The sequence below is a fragment of the Halomonas kalidii genome (genome assembly GCF_030010475.1).
Taxonomy (GTDB): Bacteria; Pseudomonadota; Gammaproteobacteria; order Pseudomonadales; family Halomonadaceae; genus Halomonas; species Halomonas heilongjiangensis.
Map to the genome: position 1 here is coordinate 229,631 of NZ_JASCQN010000040.1, position 17,526 is coordinate 247,156.

Sequence of the window (17,526 nt, forward strand, 5' to 3'; positions counted from 1 at the left end):
CATCCCACCCGCGGAGGCCGGGGGCGATGCCGGCGCCACCACCGGGTTCGCGATGCATGCCGTGGCGGACACTGCTATGGTGCCCCTTCCTGCCACCGCTCCGTCCGAGGCGCCCCATGAGCCTACCGCCGGATCCGCGCATCCTGCTGCGACTGCTGGGGTTGCTGCGACCCTACCGTTGGCGCCTGGTGCTGGCCGGCCTCGCCCTGCTGGCCGCCGCCGCCAGCGTGTTGCTGCTCGGCCAGGGGCTGCGCCTGGTGATCGACCAGGGCTTCCTGGCCGAGGATCGCACCCGACTCAACCAGGCACTCGTCATGATGCTCGCCGTGGTGACCGTGCTGGCCTGCGCCTCGGCGCTGCGCTACTACCTGGTGACCTGGATCGGCGAACGCCTGGCCGCCGACCTGCGCCGCCGGGTCTTCGACCACTTGCTCGAGCTGGAACCGGGGTTCTTCGAAAGCGCCCTGCATGCGGACAGGGGAGCCGGCGAGATCTCGGCGCGACTGACCGCCGACACCAGCGTGCTGCAGAGCCTGTTCGGTTCGTCGGTCTCGCTGGCCCTGCGCAACCTGCTGATGCTGCTCGGGGCGGTGAGCCTGATGCTGGTCACCCAGCCGTGGCTCTCGGCCATCGTGCTGCTCGGCATTCCGGTCACGGTGCTGCCGATCCTCTGGTTCGGTCGGCGGGTCCGCCGGCTCTCCCGCTACAGCCAGGACCGGGTGGCGGAGCTGGGCCGCTACGCCGGCGAGTCGCTTGCCGGCATCCGCACCGTGCAGGCCTTCAACCACGAGGCCATGGCGCGACGCGACTACGGCAGGCGCGTCGAAGAGGCCTTTGCCAGCGCCGTCGAGCGTACCCGCCAGCGGGCCTGGCTCACCGGCATCGCCATGCTGGTGGTCTTCGCCGCCGTCGGCGTGATGCTGTGGCAGGGTGGCCAGGCGGTACTGGCCGGCAACATGACCGCCGGCGAGCTCTCCGCCTTCGTCTTCTACGCGGTGCTGGCCGCCGGGGCCGTCGCCGCCCTGGCCGAAGTGGCCGGCGACGTGCAGCGTGCCGCCGGGGCCGCCGAGCGGCTGCTGGAACTGCTCGATACCCGACCGCGCATCCAGGCCCCGGCCAGCCCCACCCCCCTGCCCGACCCCGTGGCCGGTGACATTCGTCTGGACGGGGTGAGCTTCACCTATCCCGACCGCGAGGTACCGGCACTCCAGCGGCTCGACCTGCATGTCCGTCCCGGCGAGCGGATCGCCCTGGTCGGCCCCTCGGGCGGCGGCAAGAGCACGCTGCTCGCCCTGCTGCTGCGATTCCATGACCCCGACAGCGGCACGCTACGGCTCGACGGCATCGACCTGCGTGACCTGGCACCCCGCTCGCTGCGCCGTGCCATGGGGCTGGTCTCCCAGGAGCCGACGCTGTTCACCGGCACCGCTGCCGAGAACCTGCGTTACGGCAATCCCGAGGCGAGCCAGGAAGCGCTGCACGACGCGGCTCGGGACGCCAACGCCCTGGCGTTCATCGAGGCCCTGCCCCACGGCTTCGACACCCCCCTGGGGCCCGGTGGCGTGCAGCTGTCCGGCGGTCAGCGCCAGCGCCTGGCGATCGCCCGGGCTCTGCTCAAGAACCCGCGAGTGTTGCTGCTCGACGAGGCCACCAGCGCCCTGGACGCCGAGAGCGAGCGCCTGGTGCAGCAGGCCCTCGACCGCCTGATGCAGGGGCGTACCAGTATCGTGATCGCCCACCGCCTGGCGACGGTGGTCGCCGCCGATCGCCTGCTGGTCCTCGACGGGGGCCGTCTGGTTGCCGCCGGACGCCATGCGGAACTGCTCGAAACCAGCCCGCTCTACCGCCACCTGGCCGAACTGCAGTTCGGGCGGCAATCCAGTGAAGAGGCAAGGAACACCGCTTGCCCACCTCCGCTCTGAGTCGGCAGCACCGCTCCGGGATGGCAGCGCCTCCGTCGGGGTAATCAGCACTCGGCGCTATATGCCTAACGCCGTTTATTCTTTGTCGTTTCGTGCCCTCCTTTCGTAGATTCATGGTGTTGAACCCGATCCGGGAGAGCCGTCATGTCGGATTGCTGCCATGATCTGCAGCCGAAGGAGCACGCTGAGCTGGATATCCTCCACATCAGCCGCGACGTCAGGCGTCGCACCCTGCTCAAGGGCATGGCCGGCGCCGCGGGGCTGGCCGCCCTGGGCGGCGTGATGCCCACCTTCGGTCAGGATCTCAAGAAGATACGGCTGGCCTTCTGCAGCCAGCTGCTGTGTGTCGTGCCCTACGAGGCCACCCGCGCGGCGGGCTTCTTCGCCGAGGAGGGGCTCGACGTCGAGCTGGTCTACACCCGCGGCGGCAGTGCGGCCCTGCAGGCGCTCAACGGTGGCGCCGTGGAGTACGCCGCCACCTCCTTCGATGCCGCCCTCAACGCCTTCGCCAGCGGTGCCGACATCGTGCGTTTTGCGACCACCGGCCGCCTGCCGCTGTTTGCGCTGGCCACCAGCGTCGAGGGCGCCGAGACCATCACCCGGGTCAGCGACCTCGAGGGCCGCGTCCTCGGGGTGTCGGCACTGGGCAACGCCGACCATGCCTTCCTGATGTATCTGCTCGAGCGCGCCGGCGTGGACCCGAACAGCGTCGAGTTCGCCACCGTGGGCACCAACCTCTACGACGCCCTGCGTCTCGGCCAGCTCGATGCCGGCATGGTGCAGGAGCCGGCGCTGTCGCTGCTTCAGGAGCGCGGCGCACGGGTGCTGGTCAACGGCATGGACATCGACGACGCCAACGAGTACCTCGGCGGCCCCTACGAGTTCATGGGCGTGGCCGTGCGTCGCGAGGAGGTTGACGAACGCCGCGAGGAGATGCAGCGCCTGGCGCGCGCCCTCGCCAAGGGTCTGGTGTACGTCCAGGAGGCCGAACCCGAGGAGCTGGTGGAGGCGCTGCCGCGCGAGATCATCACCGGCGGCGACCGCGAGATCGTGGCCGCCAGCCTGGCGCGCTACCGGGAATCGCTCTACCCCCGCGAGGTGGAGCTCGACCTGGAGGCCATGCAGCGCGTGATCGACGTGCAGAAGGCCGCCGGCGGCCGCGGCGGCAGCGTCGAGCTCGAGCAGATCGCCAATCCCGACCTGCTCGCCTCATGATGCTGGATATCCGCAACCTGCAGATGAGCTACGGCGACGAGCCGGTGGTCGAGAATGTCGACCTCGGTGTCGCCGCCGGGGAGTTCGTCAGCCTGATCGGCCCCTCGGGCTGCGGCAAGAGTACCCTGCTGCGCGCGGTCATGGGCCTGCAGAAACCCAGCGCCGGTGAGGTGCGCCTGGGTCTGAAGCGCGCGGAGATCGGCCTGCTGTTCCAGGACGACGCCCTGCTGCCGTGGCGCAGTGCCCGCGACAACGTCGCCCTGGGCATGCGCATCCGCGGCCGGGGCAAGGCCGAGGCACGCCACGAGGCCATGCGCTGGCTCGAGTCGGTGGGGCTCGGCCAGTTCGGCGACCGCTACCCGCGCGAGCTCTCGGGCGGCCAGCGCAAGCGGGTGGCAATCGCCCAGGTGCTGGCACTGCGCCCCAGGCTGCTGCTGATGGACGAGCCCTTCGCCTCGCTGGACGCCATCGTGCGCCACTACCTCACCGAGGATCTCCTCGCCTGGGTGGAGGGCGAGCACCTCACCGTGCTCATGGTCACCCACGACCTCGAGGAGGCCGTCGCCGTCTCCGACCGGGTGGTGCTGCTCGGCAGCGGGCCCCGGGCGCATGTGAAGGGGCGCTGGGAAATCGATCTGCCGCGGCCGCGCGACCTCCTGCGCGTCAAGGAGGAACCCCTGTTCGCGACCACCGCACGCCAACTGTGGGATGCGCTCTCCGAGGAGGTGCGCACCCCCGCCTCGCGGCAGCAACCGGAGACGGCGGTGGTGACACCATGAACCAGACGACCCTGTGGCTGCAGCTGCGGCGCACCGCCGCCCTGGCCCTGGTGCTGCTGCTCTGGGAGGGCATCAGCGCCCTGGGCTGGGTCGATCCCTTTTATGCCCCCCCGCCCTCGGCCATCGGCGGCTCCATCGCGCAGCTGTTCATCGACGGCGAGATCTACAAGCACCTCGAGGCGACCTTCGGTGCCGCCCTGCTCGGCCTCTTCCTGGGGCTCGCCGGCGGAGCGCTGCTGGGCTTCATCGCGGCACTGCTGCGCCCGGTGGCGGAACTGCTGGAGCCGGTGATGGCCATGCTAAACGCCATCCCGCGGGTCATCCTCGCGCCGCTGTTCATCATCTGGCTGGGGATCGGCATCGCCTCGAAGGTGGCGCTCTCCTTCATCCTGGTGGTGGTGCTGACCTTCTTCGCCGTCTACAACGGCATTCGCGACGTCGACACGCGGCTCGTGGAGCGCGTGAAGACCCTCGGCGGCGGGCCGCTGGTGCTGCTGCGCGAGGTCTATGTGCCCTCGGTGGTGGCCTGGGTGATGGGCAGTCTCAAGGTCGCGGTGGGCTTCGCCTTCACCGGCGCCGTGGTGGGCGAGTTCGTCGCCTCCAGCCGGGGCCTGGGTTACCTGCTGGCGTTCGCCCAGAGCACCTACAACGCCGAGCTGACGTTCGCCCTGATCGTGCTGGTGCTGGCGTTCGTCATGCTGCTGTTCGGCCTCGCCGGGGCCCTGGAGCGCTACCTGCTGCGCTGGAAGTACCGCTGATGGCTTGCGGCGATACCATGACGCGCCGCCCCATGCGGCTCCACGACTGCCTGGAGCGCGGCCTGCGCACGCGACGCGCGCCGCCGCTGCCGTACGCCGGTGCCTGGATCGAGACCCCCCAGGGTCTGCGCGCCCGCTTCAGCCTGGCGATCCACGACGCTACCATTGCCGAGGCACGCTTCGAGGCCACGCCCTGTGCGACGCTCGTCGCCTACTGCGCCGCCCTGGCCGAATGCGAGATGGGCCGTCCCCTCCACTCGGCCCCCGGCCTGGACGCCGAGGCCCTGGCGGCGCTGCTGCACGGCGTACCGCCCGGCCGCCAGGACCGTGCCGCCCTCGCGGTGGCCGCCCTGCGCGCCGCCCTTCTCACGACCGACAAGGAGTGTGCACCATGAAGGTCGCCTACCTCTTCGCCACCCAGCGCCACAACGTCTCCTACGTGCTCGCCCGGATGATTCTCCCGCAGCTCGAGGAGGACCGCCACGGCGCCGAGGTGGTCGGCATGTTCTTCTTCGAGGACAACAACTACGTGCTGGTGGACGGCAACCCCATCGGCGAACGGCTGCGCGCCGTGGCCGAGAAGCGCGGCATGCTGCTGATGGGCTGCGACCAGTGCTGCTACGAGCGTGAGATCGCCGACCGGCTGATGCCCGGCGTGCCGATCGGCTGCTTCCCGGACCTCTACGCCGCGCTAGCCGACAACGCGCCGGACCAGGTCATCACCCTCTAGGGGTGTTCTCTCTAGCCGGCCCTGGGACCGACGACTTGCTGGTAGTGCCCTGCGTCGCGCATGCTGGAGGTTTCCCCGACTGCTCCGGAGACTCGACATGATCCAGCCTCGCCTCGGCTTCATCGGCCTCGGGCTGATGGGCCATCCCATGACGCGTCGGCTGCTGGAGGCCGATTTCGATGTCACCGCGTGGAATCGCACCCCGGAGAAGGCCAATGACCTGCGCGGCGCCGGCGTACGCGTGGCGGACTATATCGGTGAACTGGTGGAGGGCGTCGACGTGGTGATGCTCTGCCTGGCCGACACCGACGTCGTGGACGAGGTGGTCTTCGGCACCGAGGGCGTGGCCGCCTACGCCAGGCCCGACCAGCTGCTGGTCGACTTCTCCAGCAGCGACCCGGCCGCGACCCGAGAGTTCGCCGCCCGCCTCGAGAGCGAGGCCGGCATGCGCTGGGTGGACGCACCGGTATCGGGTGGCGTGGCCGGGGCCGAGGCCGGCACGCTGGCGATCATGTGCGGCGGCGAGGTAGACGACATCGAGGCCCTTCGCCCCCTTCTCGCCCCTCTCGCCGCCCGGGTGACCCATATGGGGCCGGTGGGCAGCGGCCAGGTCACCAAGGTGTGCAACCAGATGATCGTCGGCTGCCAGGCCGCGGTGATCGCCGAGATGGTGGCGCTCGCCGAGGCCAGCGGCGTCGACGCCAGCCGCCTCACCGAGGCCCTCGCCGGCGGTTTCGCCGACTCGAAGCCCTTTCGAATCCTCACACCGCGCATGGCGGCAAGCGACTTCGAGGCACCGCCCTGGCACCTGCGCACCCTGCTCAAGGACCTCGACATGGCGGTGGCCCAGAGCCAGCGCAGCGGCAGCGCCACGCCCATGTGCGGCCTGGCCGCCCAGTTGATGCGCGCCCACGCCAACCAGGGCCATGCCGAGCGCGACCCGGCGACCCTGGTGAAGGCATACCGCCCGTCGCGGCGGCGGTGATTTGTCGCCGCCGCCCCCCTTACGTACACTTGTTTGATTTCCTGATACCCCTTCCGACGACCGAGCCGAGGCGCGACCCATGGCGTTTGATTCCACTTCCACCTATGTGGCCACCGAGGCCCTCAAGCAGGCGGTGAATGCCGCCGTGACCCTCGAGCGACCGCTGCTGGTCAAGGGCGAGCCCGGCACCGGCAAGACCCTGCTGGCCGAGGAGCTGGCGGCGTCGCTTAACACCCGGCTGATCACCTGGCATATCAAGTCTTCCACCAAGGCGGCCCAGGGGCTCTACGAGTACGACGCGGTGAGCCGACTGCGCGACTCCCAGCTCGGTGTCGAGGGCGTCAAGAACGTCGCCAACTACATCAAGCCCGGCAAGCTGTGGGAGGCCTTCACCGCTGACGAGCGGGTGGTGCTGCTGATCGACGAGATCGACAAGGCCGACATCGAGTTCCCCAACGACCTGCTCCAGGAGCTGGATCGCATGGAATTCCATGTCGTTGAAACCGGCGAGACCATCTCTGCCCGTCACCGGCCGATCATCGTCATCACCTCGAACAACGAGAAGGAGCTGCCCGACGCCTTCCTGCGCCGCTGCTTCTTCCACTACATCGAGTTCCCCGACCGCCAGACCATGGCCGCCATCGTCGACGTGCACTTCCCCGACATCGCGCCGAGGCTGGTCGGCGAGGCGCTGGAGGTGTTCTTCGAGCTGCGCCATGCGCCGGGCCTGAAGAAGCGGCCCTCCACCTCGGAGCTGGTCGACTGGCTGAAGCTCTTGATGAGCGACGAGCTCGCCCGAGAGGCGCTGTATCACCGCGATCCGGTGAAGGCGATCCCGCCGCTCGCGGGCGCGCTGGTGAAGAACGAGCAGGATACGCAGCTGCTCGAGCGGCTGGCGTTCATGATGCGCCGCCAGGGCAACCAGAGGCGCTGAGCGATGTTCATCGGCCTGTTCGAGACCCTGAAGCGCCACGGCGTCCCGGTGTCGCTGCGCGAGCTGCTCGACCTGCATGCGGTCGTGGAGCGAGGCGTGGTGTTCGCCGACATGGAGGCCTTCTACCAACTGGCGCGCACCGTGATGGTCAAGGACGAGCGCCACTTCGACCGCTTCGATCGCGCCTTCGCCGCCTGGTTCGAGGGGCTGGATAGCCTCGACGCCGCCATCGAGGCGCTGATTCCCGACGACTGGCTGCGCCGCGAGTTCGAGAAGCAGCTCTCCGAGGAGGAGAAGGCCCGGATCGAGTCGCTGGGCGGGCTGGAGAAACTGATCGAGACCTTCAAGGAGCGGCTCGAGGAGCAGAAGGAGCGCCACGCCGGCGGCAACAAGTGGATCGGTACCGGCGGCACCAGCCCCTTCGGCGCCTACGGCTACAACCCCGAGGGCATTCGCATCGGCCAGGACGGCTCGCGCCATCGTCGCGCGGTGAAGGTGTGGGACGAGCGCCGCTTCCGCGACTACGACGACTCGCTGGAACTCGGTACCCGTAATATCAAGATGGCCCTGAGACGACTGCGCAAGTTCGCCCGTCAGGGGGCCGCGGAGGAGTTCGACGTCGACGCCACCATCCGCGACACCGCCCGCGACGCCGGCCTGCTCAACGTACGGATGCGTCCCGAGCGCCACAACGCGGTGAAGGTGCTGCTGCTGCTCGACGTGGGCGGCTCCATGGATGACCACATCCGTACCTGCGAGGAGCTCTTTTCGGCGGCGCGCTCGGAGTTCAAGCACCTGGAGCCCTACTACTTCCACAACTGTGTCTATGAGGGGCTGTGGCGGAACAATTATCGCCGCACCAGCGAACGCATCCCCACCCTGGACGTGCTGCACACCTACGGGCGCGACTACCAGGTGGTGATCGTCGGCGACGCCGCCATGTCGCCGTACGAAGTGACCCAGCCCGGCGGCAGCGTCGAGCACTTCAACGACGAGCCCGGCGCCGTGTGGTTGAAGCGCCTGGCCGACAAGTTCCCGCGGCTGGCCTGGCTCAACCCCATGCCGCCGCGGGCCTGGGAGTTCACCCACTCCACCCAGCTGATCCGCCGGCTGATCGACGACCGCATGTACCCGATGACGCTGGAAGGGCTGGAGACGGCCATGCGGGAACTGGCCAAATAGCCCATAAAGGCTATTTTACCTATTTATAGCCCTTATGGGTTATTGATTGGCGACATAGCCTTGCATGGCTATACTGAAGGCGCTTGCTCAAGGAGCGCCTGCATGCCCCAGCGAAACGCCAAGGCCCAACGCATCGCCGTGCTCACCGGTGACGTGATCGATTCGCGAAAAGTGCGCGATCGGCAACACCTCTATCGAGTGCTGGACGACACCCTGGCCGCCCTGGCCAAACGCCAGGGCGGCCGCGCCGAGCGCTTTCGCGGCGACGGTTTCCAGCTCGCCCTGCCCCACGCTCGGCACGCGATGACGGCGGCCATTGCCCTGCGCGCCGCGCTGATCGAGCACTCCGAACCCGAGCAGCGCTGGGACGCACGCATCGCCGTGGCGGTGGGGCCGGCCGAATGGCACGCCGACCTGCGGGTGGCCGAGGCCGACGACGAGCCCTTCGTGGCGTCGGGACGCCACCTGGACGCCCTGAGCGAAAGTACCGATCATCTCGCGTTGACACTACTCGACGAACCCGACGATGGTAGCCTGGCGCTGCTGCTGCGCTACCTGGACGACCTGGTGGCGAGCTGGTCGCACTACTCGGCGGAGGTGGTGCACCTGAGCCTCGAGCGCGAGCTGTCCCAGCAGGCCATGGCCGAGCGGCTCGGCATCCGCCAGCCCAGCGTGCACAAGCGCCTGCGGGCGGCACGCTGGCCGCTGCTCAGCGATACCCTCGCCTATCTCGAGACGCGCCTGGCCGACAAGGACGCACGCCAATGAGCCCGAACGAACTCTCCCTGCTGCTGGGGCTGGTACTGGCCCACCTGGTCGGCGACTTCGTGCTGCAGCCGCGCCACTGGGTAGAGGAGCGCGTACGCCGGCTGCACCGCTCGCGCCACCTGCTCTATCACATCGCCGTGCATGGCTGCCTCACCGCGCTGGCGCTGCTGGTCGCGGCCCAGCTCATGCCGGGCTCGCCCGGCCTACCGGCGGTGCTCGCCGGTGCCCTGGGGGTCGCCGCCAGCCACTGGCTGATCGATCTCATCAAGGCCAGGCTGCCCGGCAAGCTGCGCTGGTTCCTGCTCGACCAGGCGCTGCACCTGGTGGTGCTGTGCGTGTTGTGGCTGGCCTGGCTCGGCAGCCTGGCGCCGCTCGAGTCACTCGGTGCCTGGCTGCTCTCGCCTACGGTGCTCGGCGTGGCCGCGGCCTACCTGATCGTGACGCGCCCCTTCTCGTTCGCCATCGCCATGGTGATGAAGCGCTGGAGCAGCCAGTTGGAGGACACCGGCACCCTGGCCCAGGCCGGCGCACGCATCGGCATGCTCGAACGCCTGCTGGTGCTCTCCCTGGTGCTGCTGGACCAGCTCACCGCGGTGGGGTTTCTGCTCACCGCCAAGTCGGTGCTGCGCTACGGCGACCTGCGCGAATCCAAGGATCGCAAGCTGACCGAATACGTGCTGCTGGGTACCCTGGTGAGCGTCGCCTCGACCCTGGTGCTGGGCCTGACCCTTCGACTGCTGCTGGAGAGCTGAGCCATGTGGCGCCCCCTCGCCGCCATCCTGCTCCTCGCCCTGCTCCTCGCCCTGCTGCTCGGCGCCTGTGCCGCGCCGGGCCGGCTGGAGCCTCGTGACGGCTACGTGGTGGATCACTCCCGTGTCGCGCCCTCCCACCACAGCCGGGTGCGTCATCTGGTGATGCATTACACCGACGTGGACGAGGCCGCGTCACTGGCCGTGCTCACCGGCCCCCACGTCAGCGCCCACTATGTGCTGCCGCTGCCGGCACGCCGCCGGCGGGGTGAGCCGCTGATCTACCAGTTGGTGGACGAGTCACGCCGCGCCTGGCATGCCGGGGCCAGCGCCTGGCAGGATCGCACCAACCTCAACGACACCTCCATCGGCATCGAGATCGTCAACACCGGCCCGAACCGGCCCTATGCGGAGGTGGAGCGACTGCTGGAGGAGAATCCGGATGCCGCCGTGGAGATCGCCTGGGCGCCCTATCCCGACGAGCAGATCGAGGCGCTGATCGCCCTCTCGCGGGACATCATCGCGCGCCACGACCTCCGCCCCACGGATGTCGTGGCCCACTCGGACATCGCCCCGACGCGCAAGATCGACCCCGGTCCGGCCTTTCCCTGGCGACGGCTGTACGAGGCCGGCATCGGTGCCTGGCCGGAGGCGGAGAGCGTGGCACGCTGGCAGGCCGGCTTCACGACCGATCCGCCGGAACTCGCCACCCTCCAGGCGGCGCTGCAGGCCTGGGGCCACCCGATCGAGGCGACCGGCGAGCTCGACCATCAGACCCGCGCGGTGTTGCGAGCCTTCCAGATGCGCTTTCGTCCCACCGACTACCGCGGCCGGCCGGACGCCGAGACCGCGGCGATCCTCTGGGCGCTGCTGGAGAAGTACCGGCCCGCCGGCCTCGATGGCATCGCGCGACGCCACGGCGAGTGAAAGGCCTCGGACGAGGCTTGGATCACATCGTCGCCAGGCGCGCCTCGTCGTCGATCCCCGCCATGCGCACCAGCGCCAGCGCCTCGTCCAGGGAGTCGACCTCCGCGACCCGCACCAGCTCGTCATCGAGGCTGACCGGCTTGCCGGTCTTCTCGGAGAGCAGCCGCTCCAGTCGGGCCACGTCCATGCCCTCTTCGAGGCGGAGAGTATCGACGCCGGCGGACGAGTGGTCGCTGGGCAGGTAGATGGTGCCGTTGGAGAAGTCGACCGCGTAGGCGATCACTCCCGGCACGATGAAGAACAGCAGCCCCACGCCGTTGGCGATGGCCACCACCGGGTCGATGCGACCACTGACCTGCCCCTTGCGTTCGGGGTGGAACAGGGTGCCACAGCCTGCCAGGGCGGTGATCGACACACCGAGAACCAGGCCGGTCAGGCCGCGACGAAGTACAGGATTCATGCACACACCTCCTGGGTGAACGGGCAGCCGATATCGCACATTGTCCGGACACGCATCGGCAGGCAAAATCGGCCTGAGCTTACCATAGCCAAGGTTCGTACGAGCGTTTTCCCTTCCACGGAGGTCTGCATGGGCGATACACGACTCACCACCTGCCAGGGCCAGGCCATTGCCCCCCATCTGGCGGCCCTGGCCCGCCTGCGTATCCGGGTGTTTCGCGACTTTCCCTATCTCTACGACGGCGACTTCGACTACGAGTCGGACTACCTGCGCCGCTATGCCGAGTGCGCCGACAGCCTGTTCGTGCTCGCCTTCGATGGCGACGCTCTGGTCGGCGCGGCCACCGGCATGCCGCTGGCCGCGGATGTCGAGGCGTTCCGCGCCCCTTTCGAGCGCGCCGGGATCGAGCCGGCCACGGTCTTCTACTACGGCGAGTCGGTGCTGCTGCCCGAGTACCGTGGCCGCGGCATCGGCAAGGCCTTCATGACCGAGCGGGAGCGCCATGCCGCGGGCCAGGGGTTTGCGACGGTGGCGTTCTGCGCCGTCGAGCGTCCCGATGACCACCCGCGGAAACCGCAAGGCTACGTGCCGCTGCACGGTTTCTGGCACTCGCGGGGCTACGAACGCCACCCCGAGCTGGCCACCACCTTCCGCTGGAAGGACATCGGCGAACCGGCCGAGACCGACAAGCCCATGGTGTTCTGGCTGAAGTCGCTGAGATGACGGAACAGGACCTTCGCAATAGCCTGCTTCTCCGGGGCTGATCCGTCGACAGGCCTGCGAGGAGGCGCTGTAAACCCATCCCTGGGCGCTACATTTGCCATCCATGGCAAATGACCTCCTCTTCGGCCTGTCCCCGGCGCCCCTCTCCGGCATCGCTGAGTTCAAACGTCACGCCCTTTTGCCGCCATTCACCGTTGGCCGTACAATGCGCCAATTGCCGTCGACGCTGCGGCCCAGCCTGCGCTCTTCTCCCGAAGAAGACGTCTCCAGAAGAACAGCCCGAGGAAACGCCGGACCCATGCGCGCCACCCAACTGTTGATCGCCACCCTCAAGGAAACCCCCGCCGACGCCGAAATCGTCAGCCACCAGCTGATGCTGCGTGCCGGCATGATCCGCCGCCTCACTTCCGGCCTCTACACCTGGCTGCCGACCGGCCTGCGCACCCTGCGCAAGGTGGAACGCATCGTGCGCGAGGAGATGGACCGCGCCGGTGCCCAGGAGGTGCTGATGCCGGCGGTACAGCCCGCCGAACTGTGGCAGGAGTCCGGCCGCTGGGAGCAGTACGGCCCGGAGCTGCTGCGCCTCAAGGATCGCCACGATCGCGACTACTGCGTGGGCCCCACCCACGAAGAGGTGATCACCGACCTGATGCGCCGCGAGCTGTCGAGCTACAAGCAGCTGCCGGTCAACTTCTACCAGATCCAGACCAAGTTCCGCGACGAGATCCGCCCGCGCTTCGGGGTGATGCGCTCGCGCGAGTTCATCATGAAGGACGCCTACTCCTTCCATGTCGACCAGGCCTCCCTGCAGGAGACCTACCAGGCGATGTACGATGCCTATGTGCGCATCTTCACGCGCCTGGGCCTGGACTTTCGCCCGGTACTGGCCGACACCGGCGCCATCGGCGGCACCGACTCCCACGAGTTCCACGTGCTGGCCGACTCCGGCGAGGACGCCATCGTCTTCTCCACCGAGTCCGACTACGCCGCCAATATCGAGAAGGCCGAGGCACTGCCGGCCCCGCCCGGCAGCGATCCCCAGCGCCCCGCGCCGAGCGAGGAGCTGCGCCTGGTCGATACCCCCGATGCCCGCACCATCGCCGCCCTGGTCGAGCAGCACGGCCTGCCCATCGAGAAGACCCTCAAGACGCTGATGGTTCGCGCCGCCGAGGGCGGCCTGATCGCCCTGCTGGTGCGCGGCGACCACGAGCTCAACGAGATCAAGGCCGAGCACCTGCCCGAGGTGGCCACGCCGCTGACCATGGCCACCGAGGAGGAGATCCGCGCCGCGGTGGGGGCCGGCCCCGGCTCGCTGGGCCCGGTGAACCTCGAGATGCCGATCGTCATCGACCGCAGCGTGGCGCTGATGAGCGACTTCGGTGCCGGCGCCAACATCGACGGCAAGCACTACTTCGGTATCAACTGGGAACGCGACGTGGCGCTGCCGAAGGTCGCCGACCTGCGCAACGTGGTGGAGGGGGATCCCTCGCCGGACGGCAAGGGCGTGCTCGCCATCAAGCGCGGCATCGAGGTGGGCCACGTCTTCCAGTTGGGTCGCAAGTACAGCGAAGCGTTGAATGCCACCGTGCTCGACGACAGCGGCCGCGCCACCCATCCCTGGATGGGCTGCTATGGTATCGGTGTGACTCGCGTCGTGGCCGCCGCCATCGAACAGAACCACGACGATGCCGGCATCATCTGGCCCGATGCCATCGCGCCCTTCCAAATCGCACTGGTGCCGATGAACGCCCACAAGTCGCAGCGGGTGCGCGAGGAGTCCGAGCGGCTCTACCAGGCACTCACGGCGGCCGGCTTCGAGGTCCTGCTCGACGACCGCGACCTGCGCCCTGGCGTCAAGTTCGCCGATCATGAACTGATGGGGGTTCCCCATCGCCTGGTGGTCGGCGATCGTGGCCTGGACAAGGGCGAACTCGAATACAAGGGACGCCGTGACAGTGACGCCACCATGGTGCCGGCAGAGCAGATCCTCGACTTCCTGGGTGACCGCGTCGGCCGCTAGGCACCGGCTGGCCGCCGCCTTGCTGGCGGTGGCCGGGCTGCCACTGACCCACGCCGACGATGGCGACACCTTCCTGAGCGCCCTGGCGCCCTCTCCGGCGGTGGAGCCGCTGCAACTGGTGCGGGCCCTGCCCGAGATCCCCGCCTCGCTGCGCACCACCCTGAACGCCTCGCTGGAGGCCCCGCGCTCGCCGGCCGAGATCTGGGCCGCCCGACAGTGGCTCACCGACATGGAGCCTCGCCTGACCCGCTTCGTGAAGGACCCCGCGCTGCGCACCGAGCTGCTGCATCGTGCCTATCAGGAAGCACGCCTGGCCGGCCTGCCCCCGGAGCTGGTACTGGCGGTGATCCAGGTGGAGAGCGCCTTCCAGGCAGAGGCCGTCTCCTCCGCCGGTGCCGTGGGGCTGATGCAGATCATGCCGTTCTGGATCCGCGAACTGGGCCTGCCCGCCGATGACCTCAAGGATCCCTGGCGCAACCTGCGCTACGGCTGCACCATCCTCGCCCACTACCTGGCCGTGGAACGTGGTGATCTGACCCGGGCGCTGGCGCGCTATAACGGCAGCCTGGGACAGACCTGGTACCCGGAACGGGTCATGCATGCCTGGCAGCGCCACTGGCGCCAGTCCGGTGATGGCGGTTCACGAGCCGCGGCACGGCGTTGAGATCGACCGAGGCGAGACAAGGATGCCCGACACCATCGACAAGGAAGCGAGCCAGGACGACCCGACCTCGGGCATCGCCCGGGCCCTGAGCCGCACCGAGCGCGACTATCGTCGTCTCAGGCGGGGCCTCGTCGCGCTGCTGGCACTGGCCGTGGTGGTGATACTCGTCATCCTGCTGTGGGCCGCCCGCGAGCAGAACCTGCAGCATGCCCGCCACACCCACGAGCAGATCGAGACCCAGCTCGAACAGATCCGCCGTCGACTGATCGGCCAGGTACTGGACTACGCGACCTGGGATCTCAGCCACCTGGCCATCCACGCCGACGACGGCCCGGACCTGGAGTGGCTGGAGCTCGAGATGGGGTCCAACCTGCATGACAACCTGGGCATCGACCTGGCCCTGCTGGTGTCGACCGACCAGGAGGTACTCTATGAGGTCCACCGCGGCGAACCCCGCCGCCCCCCCGCGACCGACCACGGGTCCCTGTTGGCCCAGAGTCGCCTCGCCCAGGCCCCCATGACGTCGGGCTTCGCCCTCTGGCAGGAAAGGCCGGTGCTGTTCGCCACCGCGCCGGTACTCCCCGAAAGCAGCCATCACGTCCAGGCACCCTCGCCCCACCGCCTGCTCTTCGCCTTCGAGGTCGACAACGGCCTCATCGGGATACTCCGCGAGGCCACCAACCTGCCCGACCTGCACCTCACCGCCGCTCCCGAACGACCCGGTCGCCTGCCACTGCGCACCCGGACCGGCGCCCCCCTGGCCTGGCTGGAATGGACCCCCTCCGCGCCCGGCAGCGTGATGTTGCGTCGGTCGATGCCCTGGCTGCTGATCACCCTGCTGGGCCTGGGAGGCTTCTCCACGCTGCTGTTCCAGCGCCTGCGCCACCAGGCCCGCGCCAGTCTGGCGACCGTCGAGGAACTGCGCCAGACCCAGTCGCGACTGGCCGCTCAGCAACGTGCCTGGCATGACCTGCGCGGCATGCACCTGCGCGACGCCAGCGAGGAGGAGTTCATCGCCGCCCTGCTCGAATGCAGCTCCCAGTTGCTCGATATTCCCAGGATCAGCCTCTGGCTGCTGGAGGGGGACGACGGCCGCCTGATCTGCCAAGCCAGCCTCGTCCCCGAGACGGTCGGCGAGGAGCTCTTCGGCGAGGACCTCGAGGCCTACCTGGTCGAACTTCACCGCACCCCGGCCCTGGTGGCCGATGATGCCCCCGCCGACCCGCGCCTGACCGGCCTGCACGACTATCTTTGCCGGAACGAGATCGCGTCGATGCTCGATATCGGCCTGTTCGTGGCCGGCGAGCTGCGCGGCGTGCTGTGCTGCGAATCCTCCCGACCACGACGCTGGCACACCGACGAGATCAACGCCCTGACCAGCTTCTCGGGCCTGCTCTGCCAGTTCGCCGAGTCGTTGCGCCGGCGCGAGGTGGAGCGCACCCTGCACCGCCAGCTCCACTACGACCAGGTCACCGCCCTGCCGACGCTGCATGGGCTCGAGGAGTACATCGAGTCGCTGCGGCGACAGGGTCCCTTCCTGGTGGGCATCCTCCACGTCAAGGGACTCAACCAGATCAACGACAGCCTGGGCACGGCCTTCGGCGATGCCGCCCTGCACGAGGTCGGCGAGCTGTTGCGCCGGCGGCTCGCGACCCCGGCGCTGCAAGGGGTTCCGGCTCGTCTGCCGGCCAACCGGCTCTGCCTGCTGCTGCCCGGCGACGATCGCGCGGGTCTGCATGCCCGCCTGGAAACCCTGCTCGACGAGCTCGATGCCCACCCCTGGCTCAACGAGAACGCCCCGGCCTCGCTGCACTTCTCGCTGGGCCTGGCGGGTTACCCTCAAGATTCTCGGAACATCGATCGCCTGCTGCAGCGGGCCGAGCTGGCCCTCGAGAGGGCACGCGGCGAGGCCCGTCACCGACTGGCCTTCTACGACGATGCCCTGGGGCAGTGGCAGCGCCACCAGAGCCGGCTCGAGCGCGAGCTGCGCGACGCCATCTCCCGGCGCGAGTTCCGGCTCTACCTCCAGCCCCAGTTCGCAGACGGCGGCCGGCTGCATGGGGCCGAGGCCCTGCTGCGCTGGATGCACCCCGAGCGCGGCCTGCTCGGCCCCGGTGACTTCATCGCCGAGGCCGAGCACTGCCGACTGATCCAGCCGATCGGCGACTGGGTCCTGGGAGAGACCCTGGCGCTGCTGGCCGGCCCGCTACGCGACACCGACCTGATGCTGGCGGTCAACGTCTCGGTACAGCAGTTGCGCGACCCCGACTTCCCGGCCCGCGTCGAGTCCCTGCTGCAGTCCCATGCCCTGCCGGCCCATCGCCTGGTGCTGGAGGTGGTGGAGTCGCTGCTGGTGACGCCCGGCGTCATGCCGCGCCTGGCCTCCCTGCACGCCCTGGGCCTGTCGATCGCGCTGGACGATTTCGGCACCGGCTACTCCTCGCTGCGCTATCTGCAGGAGCTCGAGGTCGACGAGATCAAGCTCGACAAGGTCTTTCTCGACCCGCTCAAGTTGCGGCAGGACGCCCCCCTGGCCCGTTCGATCATCGCCCTGGCCCGGGCATTGGACCTGCGCCTGGTGGCCGAAGGAGTGGAGACCGCCGACCAGGCCGACTTCCTGCGTCGACAGGGCGTGACGCTGATGCAGGGCTACTACCTGGCACGCCCCGAACCGACGGGCGTCTTCCTGCGCCGCCTCGACGCCTGAATG

General features: G+C 68.9%; 17 protein-coding genes. 16 read left to right on the plus strand and 1 reads right to left on the minus strand.

Features of this window, described 5'->3' with window-relative positions:
- The first annotated feature begins 116 nt into the window (after nt 1–116).
- The 12 genes from QLQ85_RS12120 (at nt 117) to QLQ85_RS12175 (ending at nt 10,949) form a co-directional block, all read left to right on the plus strand.
- Nucleotides 117–1,922, plus strand: coding sequence for an ABC transporter transmembrane domain-containing protein (locus tag QLQ85_RS12120; protein WP_282739222.1), 1,806 nt, complete (start codon nt 117–119; stop codon nt 1,920–1,922).
- A gap of 144 nt (nt 1,923–2,066) precedes the next feature.
- Nucleotides 2,067–3,137, plus strand: coding sequence for an ABC transporter substrate-binding protein (locus QLQ85_RS12125; protein ID WP_282739223.1), 1,071 nt, complete (start codon nt 2,067–2,069; stop codon nt 3,135–3,137).
- Nucleotides 3,134–3,916, plus strand: a complete 783-nt coding sequence (locus tag QLQ85_RS12130) for an ABC transporter ATP-binding protein (protein WP_282739224.1) — start codon at nt 3,134–3,136, stop codon at nt 3,914–3,916. The genes QLQ85_RS12125 and QLQ85_RS12130 overlap by 4 nt, the downstream gene beginning before the upstream one ends.
- Nucleotides 3,913–4,674 (plus strand): ABC transporter permease, encoded by a 762-nt coding sequence (locus QLQ85_RS12135; protein WP_282723983.1) that lies wholly within the window; start codon nt 3,913–3,915, stop codon nt 4,672–4,674. The genes QLQ85_RS12130 and QLQ85_RS12135 overlap by 4 nt, the downstream gene beginning before the upstream one ends.
- A 17-nt stretch (nt 4,675–4,691) precedes the next feature.
- The gene (locus tag QLQ85_RS12140; RefSeq protein WP_282739225.1) at nt 4,692–5,069 is read left to right on the plus strand and encodes an iron-sulfur cluster assembly scaffold protein; all 378 of its coding nucleotides are present in this window, start codon (nt 4,692–4,694) and stop codon (nt 5,067–5,069) included.
- Nucleotides 5,066–5,404, plus strand: coding sequence for a SaoD/DsrE family protein (locus tag QLQ85_RS12145; protein ID WP_282739226.1), 339 nt, complete (start codon nt 5,066–5,068; stop codon nt 5,402–5,404). The genes QLQ85_RS12140 and QLQ85_RS12145 overlap by 4 nt, the downstream gene beginning before the upstream one ends.
- 49 nt (nt 5,405–5,453) lie before the next feature.
- Nucleotides 5,454–6,389: an NAD(P)-dependent oxidoreductase gene (locus QLQ85_RS12150; protein WP_282739290.1), complete on the plus strand. Its 936-nt coding sequence runs from the start codon at nt 5,454–5,456 to the stop codon at nt 6,387–6,389.
- Between the two features lie 79 nt (nt 6,390–6,468).
- A complete protein-coding gene (locus QLQ85_RS12155) occupies nt 6,469–7,323 on the plus strand; it encodes an AAA family ATPase (RefSeq protein WP_282739227.1) in 855 nt (284 codons plus the stop codon).
- A gap of 3 nt (nt 7,324–7,326) precedes the next feature.
- Entirely contained in the window at nt 7,327–8,505 is a 1,179-nt protein-coding gene (locus tag QLQ85_RS12160) for a vWA domain-containing protein (RefSeq protein ID WP_282739228.1), read from the plus strand.
- A gap of 102 nt (nt 8,506–8,607) precedes the next feature.
- Nucleotides 8,608–9,273 carry a hypothetical protein gene (locus tag QLQ85_RS12165; protein ID WP_282739229.1) on the plus strand — a complete coding sequence of 222 codons (666 nt, stop codon included), beginning with the start codon at nt 8,608–8,610 and terminating at the stop codon, nt 9,271–9,273.
- Complete coding sequence (locus tag QLQ85_RS12170; protein WP_282739230.1) at nt 9,270–10,025, plus strand: DUF3307 domain-containing protein; 756 nt, start codon at nt 9,270–9,272, stop codon at nt 10,023–10,025. Before QLQ85_RS12165 ends, QLQ85_RS12170 begins: the two co-directional genes overlap by 4 nt.
- 3 nt (nt 10,026–10,028) lie before the next feature.
- The gene (locus QLQ85_RS12175) at nt 10,029–10,949 is read left to right on the plus strand and encodes a peptidoglycan recognition protein family protein (RefSeq protein WP_282739231.1); all 921 of its coding nucleotides are present in this window, start codon (nt 10,029–10,031) and stop codon (nt 10,947–10,949) included.
- Nucleotides 10,950–10,971: 22 nt separating this feature from the next.
- Here QLQ85_RS12175 and QLQ85_RS12180 read toward each other — a convergent pair whose 3' ends face one another.
- The gene (locus QLQ85_RS12180) at nt 10,972–11,409 is read right to left on the minus strand and encodes a hypothetical protein (RefSeq protein WP_282723995.1); all 438 of its coding nucleotides are present in this window, start codon (nt 11,407–11,409) and stop codon (nt 10,972–10,974) included.
- A 129-nt stretch (nt 11,410–11,538) separates the two neighbouring features.
- Between QLQ85_RS12180 and QLQ85_RS12185 the strand changes: the two genes are divergently transcribed.
- The 4 genes from QLQ85_RS12185 (at nt 11,539) to QLQ85_RS12200 (ending at nt 17,523) form a co-directional block, all read left to right on the plus strand.
- Nucleotides 11,539–12,132: a GNAT family N-acetyltransferase gene (locus QLQ85_RS12185; RefSeq protein WP_282739232.1), complete on the plus strand. Its 594-nt coding sequence runs from the start codon at nt 11,539–11,541 to the stop codon at nt 12,130–12,132.
- Nucleotides 12,133–12,430: 298 nt separating this feature from the next.
- Nucleotides 12,431–14,152, plus strand: coding sequence for a proline--tRNA ligase (locus QLQ85_RS12190; protein WP_282739233.1), 1,722 nt, complete (start codon nt 12,431–12,433; stop codon nt 14,150–14,152).
- Entirely contained in the window at nt 14,133–14,816 is a 684-nt protein-coding gene (locus QLQ85_RS12195) for a transglycosylase SLT domain-containing protein (protein WP_407650383.1), read from the plus strand. Before QLQ85_RS12190 ends, QLQ85_RS12195 begins: the two co-directional genes overlap by 20 nt.
- Nucleotides 14,817–14,838: 22 nt before the next feature.
- Nucleotides 14,839–17,523 (plus strand): bifunctional diguanylate cyclase/phosphodiesterase, encoded by a 2,685-nt coding sequence (locus QLQ85_RS12200; protein WP_282739234.1) that lies wholly within the window; start codon nt 14,839–14,841, stop codon nt 17,521–17,523.
- The last annotated feature ends 3 nt before the right edge of the window (nt 17,524–17,526 follow it).

What these genes read in the sequence shown, in the direction of transcription:
- QLQ85_RS12120 (WP_282739222.1), top strand. Translation starts at nt 117, where the DNA reads ATGAGCCTACCGCCGGATCCGCGCATCCTGCTGCGACTGCTGGGGTTG.
- QLQ85_RS12125 (WP_282739223.1), top strand. Translation starts at nt 2,067, where the DNA reads ATGTCGGATTGCTGCCATGATCTGCAGCCGAAGGAGCACGCTGAGCTG.
- QLQ85_RS12130 (WP_282739224.1), top strand. Translation starts at nt 3,134, where the DNA reads ATGATGCTGGATATCCGCAACCTGCAGATGAGCTACGGCGACGAGCCG.
- QLQ85_RS12135 (WP_282723983.1), top strand. Translation starts at nt 3,913, where the DNA reads ATGAACCAGACGACCCTGTGGCTGCAGCTGCGGCGCACCGCCGCCCTG.
- QLQ85_RS12140 (WP_282739225.1), top strand. Translation starts at nt 4,692, where the DNA reads ATGACGCGCCGCCCCATGCGGCTCCACGACTGCCTGGAGCGCGGCCTG.
- QLQ85_RS12145 (WP_282739226.1), top strand. Translation starts at nt 5,066, where the DNA reads ATGAAGGTCGCCTACCTCTTCGCCACCCAGCGCCACAACGTCTCCTAC.
- QLQ85_RS12155 (WP_282739227.1), top strand. Translation starts at nt 6,469, where the DNA reads ATGGCGTTTGATTCCACTTCCACCTATGTGGCCACCGAGGCCCTCAAG.
- QLQ85_RS12160 (WP_282739228.1), top strand. Translation starts at nt 7,327, where the DNA reads ATGTTCATCGGCCTGTTCGAGACCCTGAAGCGCCACGGCGTCCCGGTG.
- QLQ85_RS12165 (WP_282739229.1), top strand. Translation starts at nt 8,608, where the DNA reads ATGCCCCAGCGAAACGCCAAGGCCCAACGCATCGCCGTGCTCACCGGT.
- QLQ85_RS12170 (WP_282739230.1), top strand. Translation starts at nt 9,270, where the DNA reads ATGAGCCCGAACGAACTCTCCCTGCTGCTGGGGCTGGTACTGGCCCAC.
- QLQ85_RS12175 (WP_282739231.1), top strand. Translation starts at nt 10,029, where the DNA reads ATGTGGCGCCCCCTCGCCGCCATCCTGCTCCTCGCCCTGCTCCTCGCC.
- QLQ85_RS12180 (WP_282723995.1), bottom strand. Translation starts at nt 11,409, where the DNA reads ATGAATCCTGTACTTCGTCGCGGCCTGACCGGCCTGGTTCTCGGTGTG.
- QLQ85_RS12185 (WP_282739232.1), top strand. Translation starts at nt 11,539, where the DNA reads ATGGGCGATACACGACTCACCACCTGCCAGGGCCAGGCCATTGCCCCC.
- QLQ85_RS12190 (WP_282739233.1), top strand. Translation starts at nt 12,431, where the DNA reads ATGCGCGCCACCCAACTGTTGATCGCCACCCTCAAGGAAACCCCCGCC.
- QLQ85_RS12200 (WP_282739234.1), top strand. Translation starts at nt 14,839, where the DNA reads ATGCCCGACACCATCGACAAGGAAGCGAGCCAGGACGACCCGACCTCG.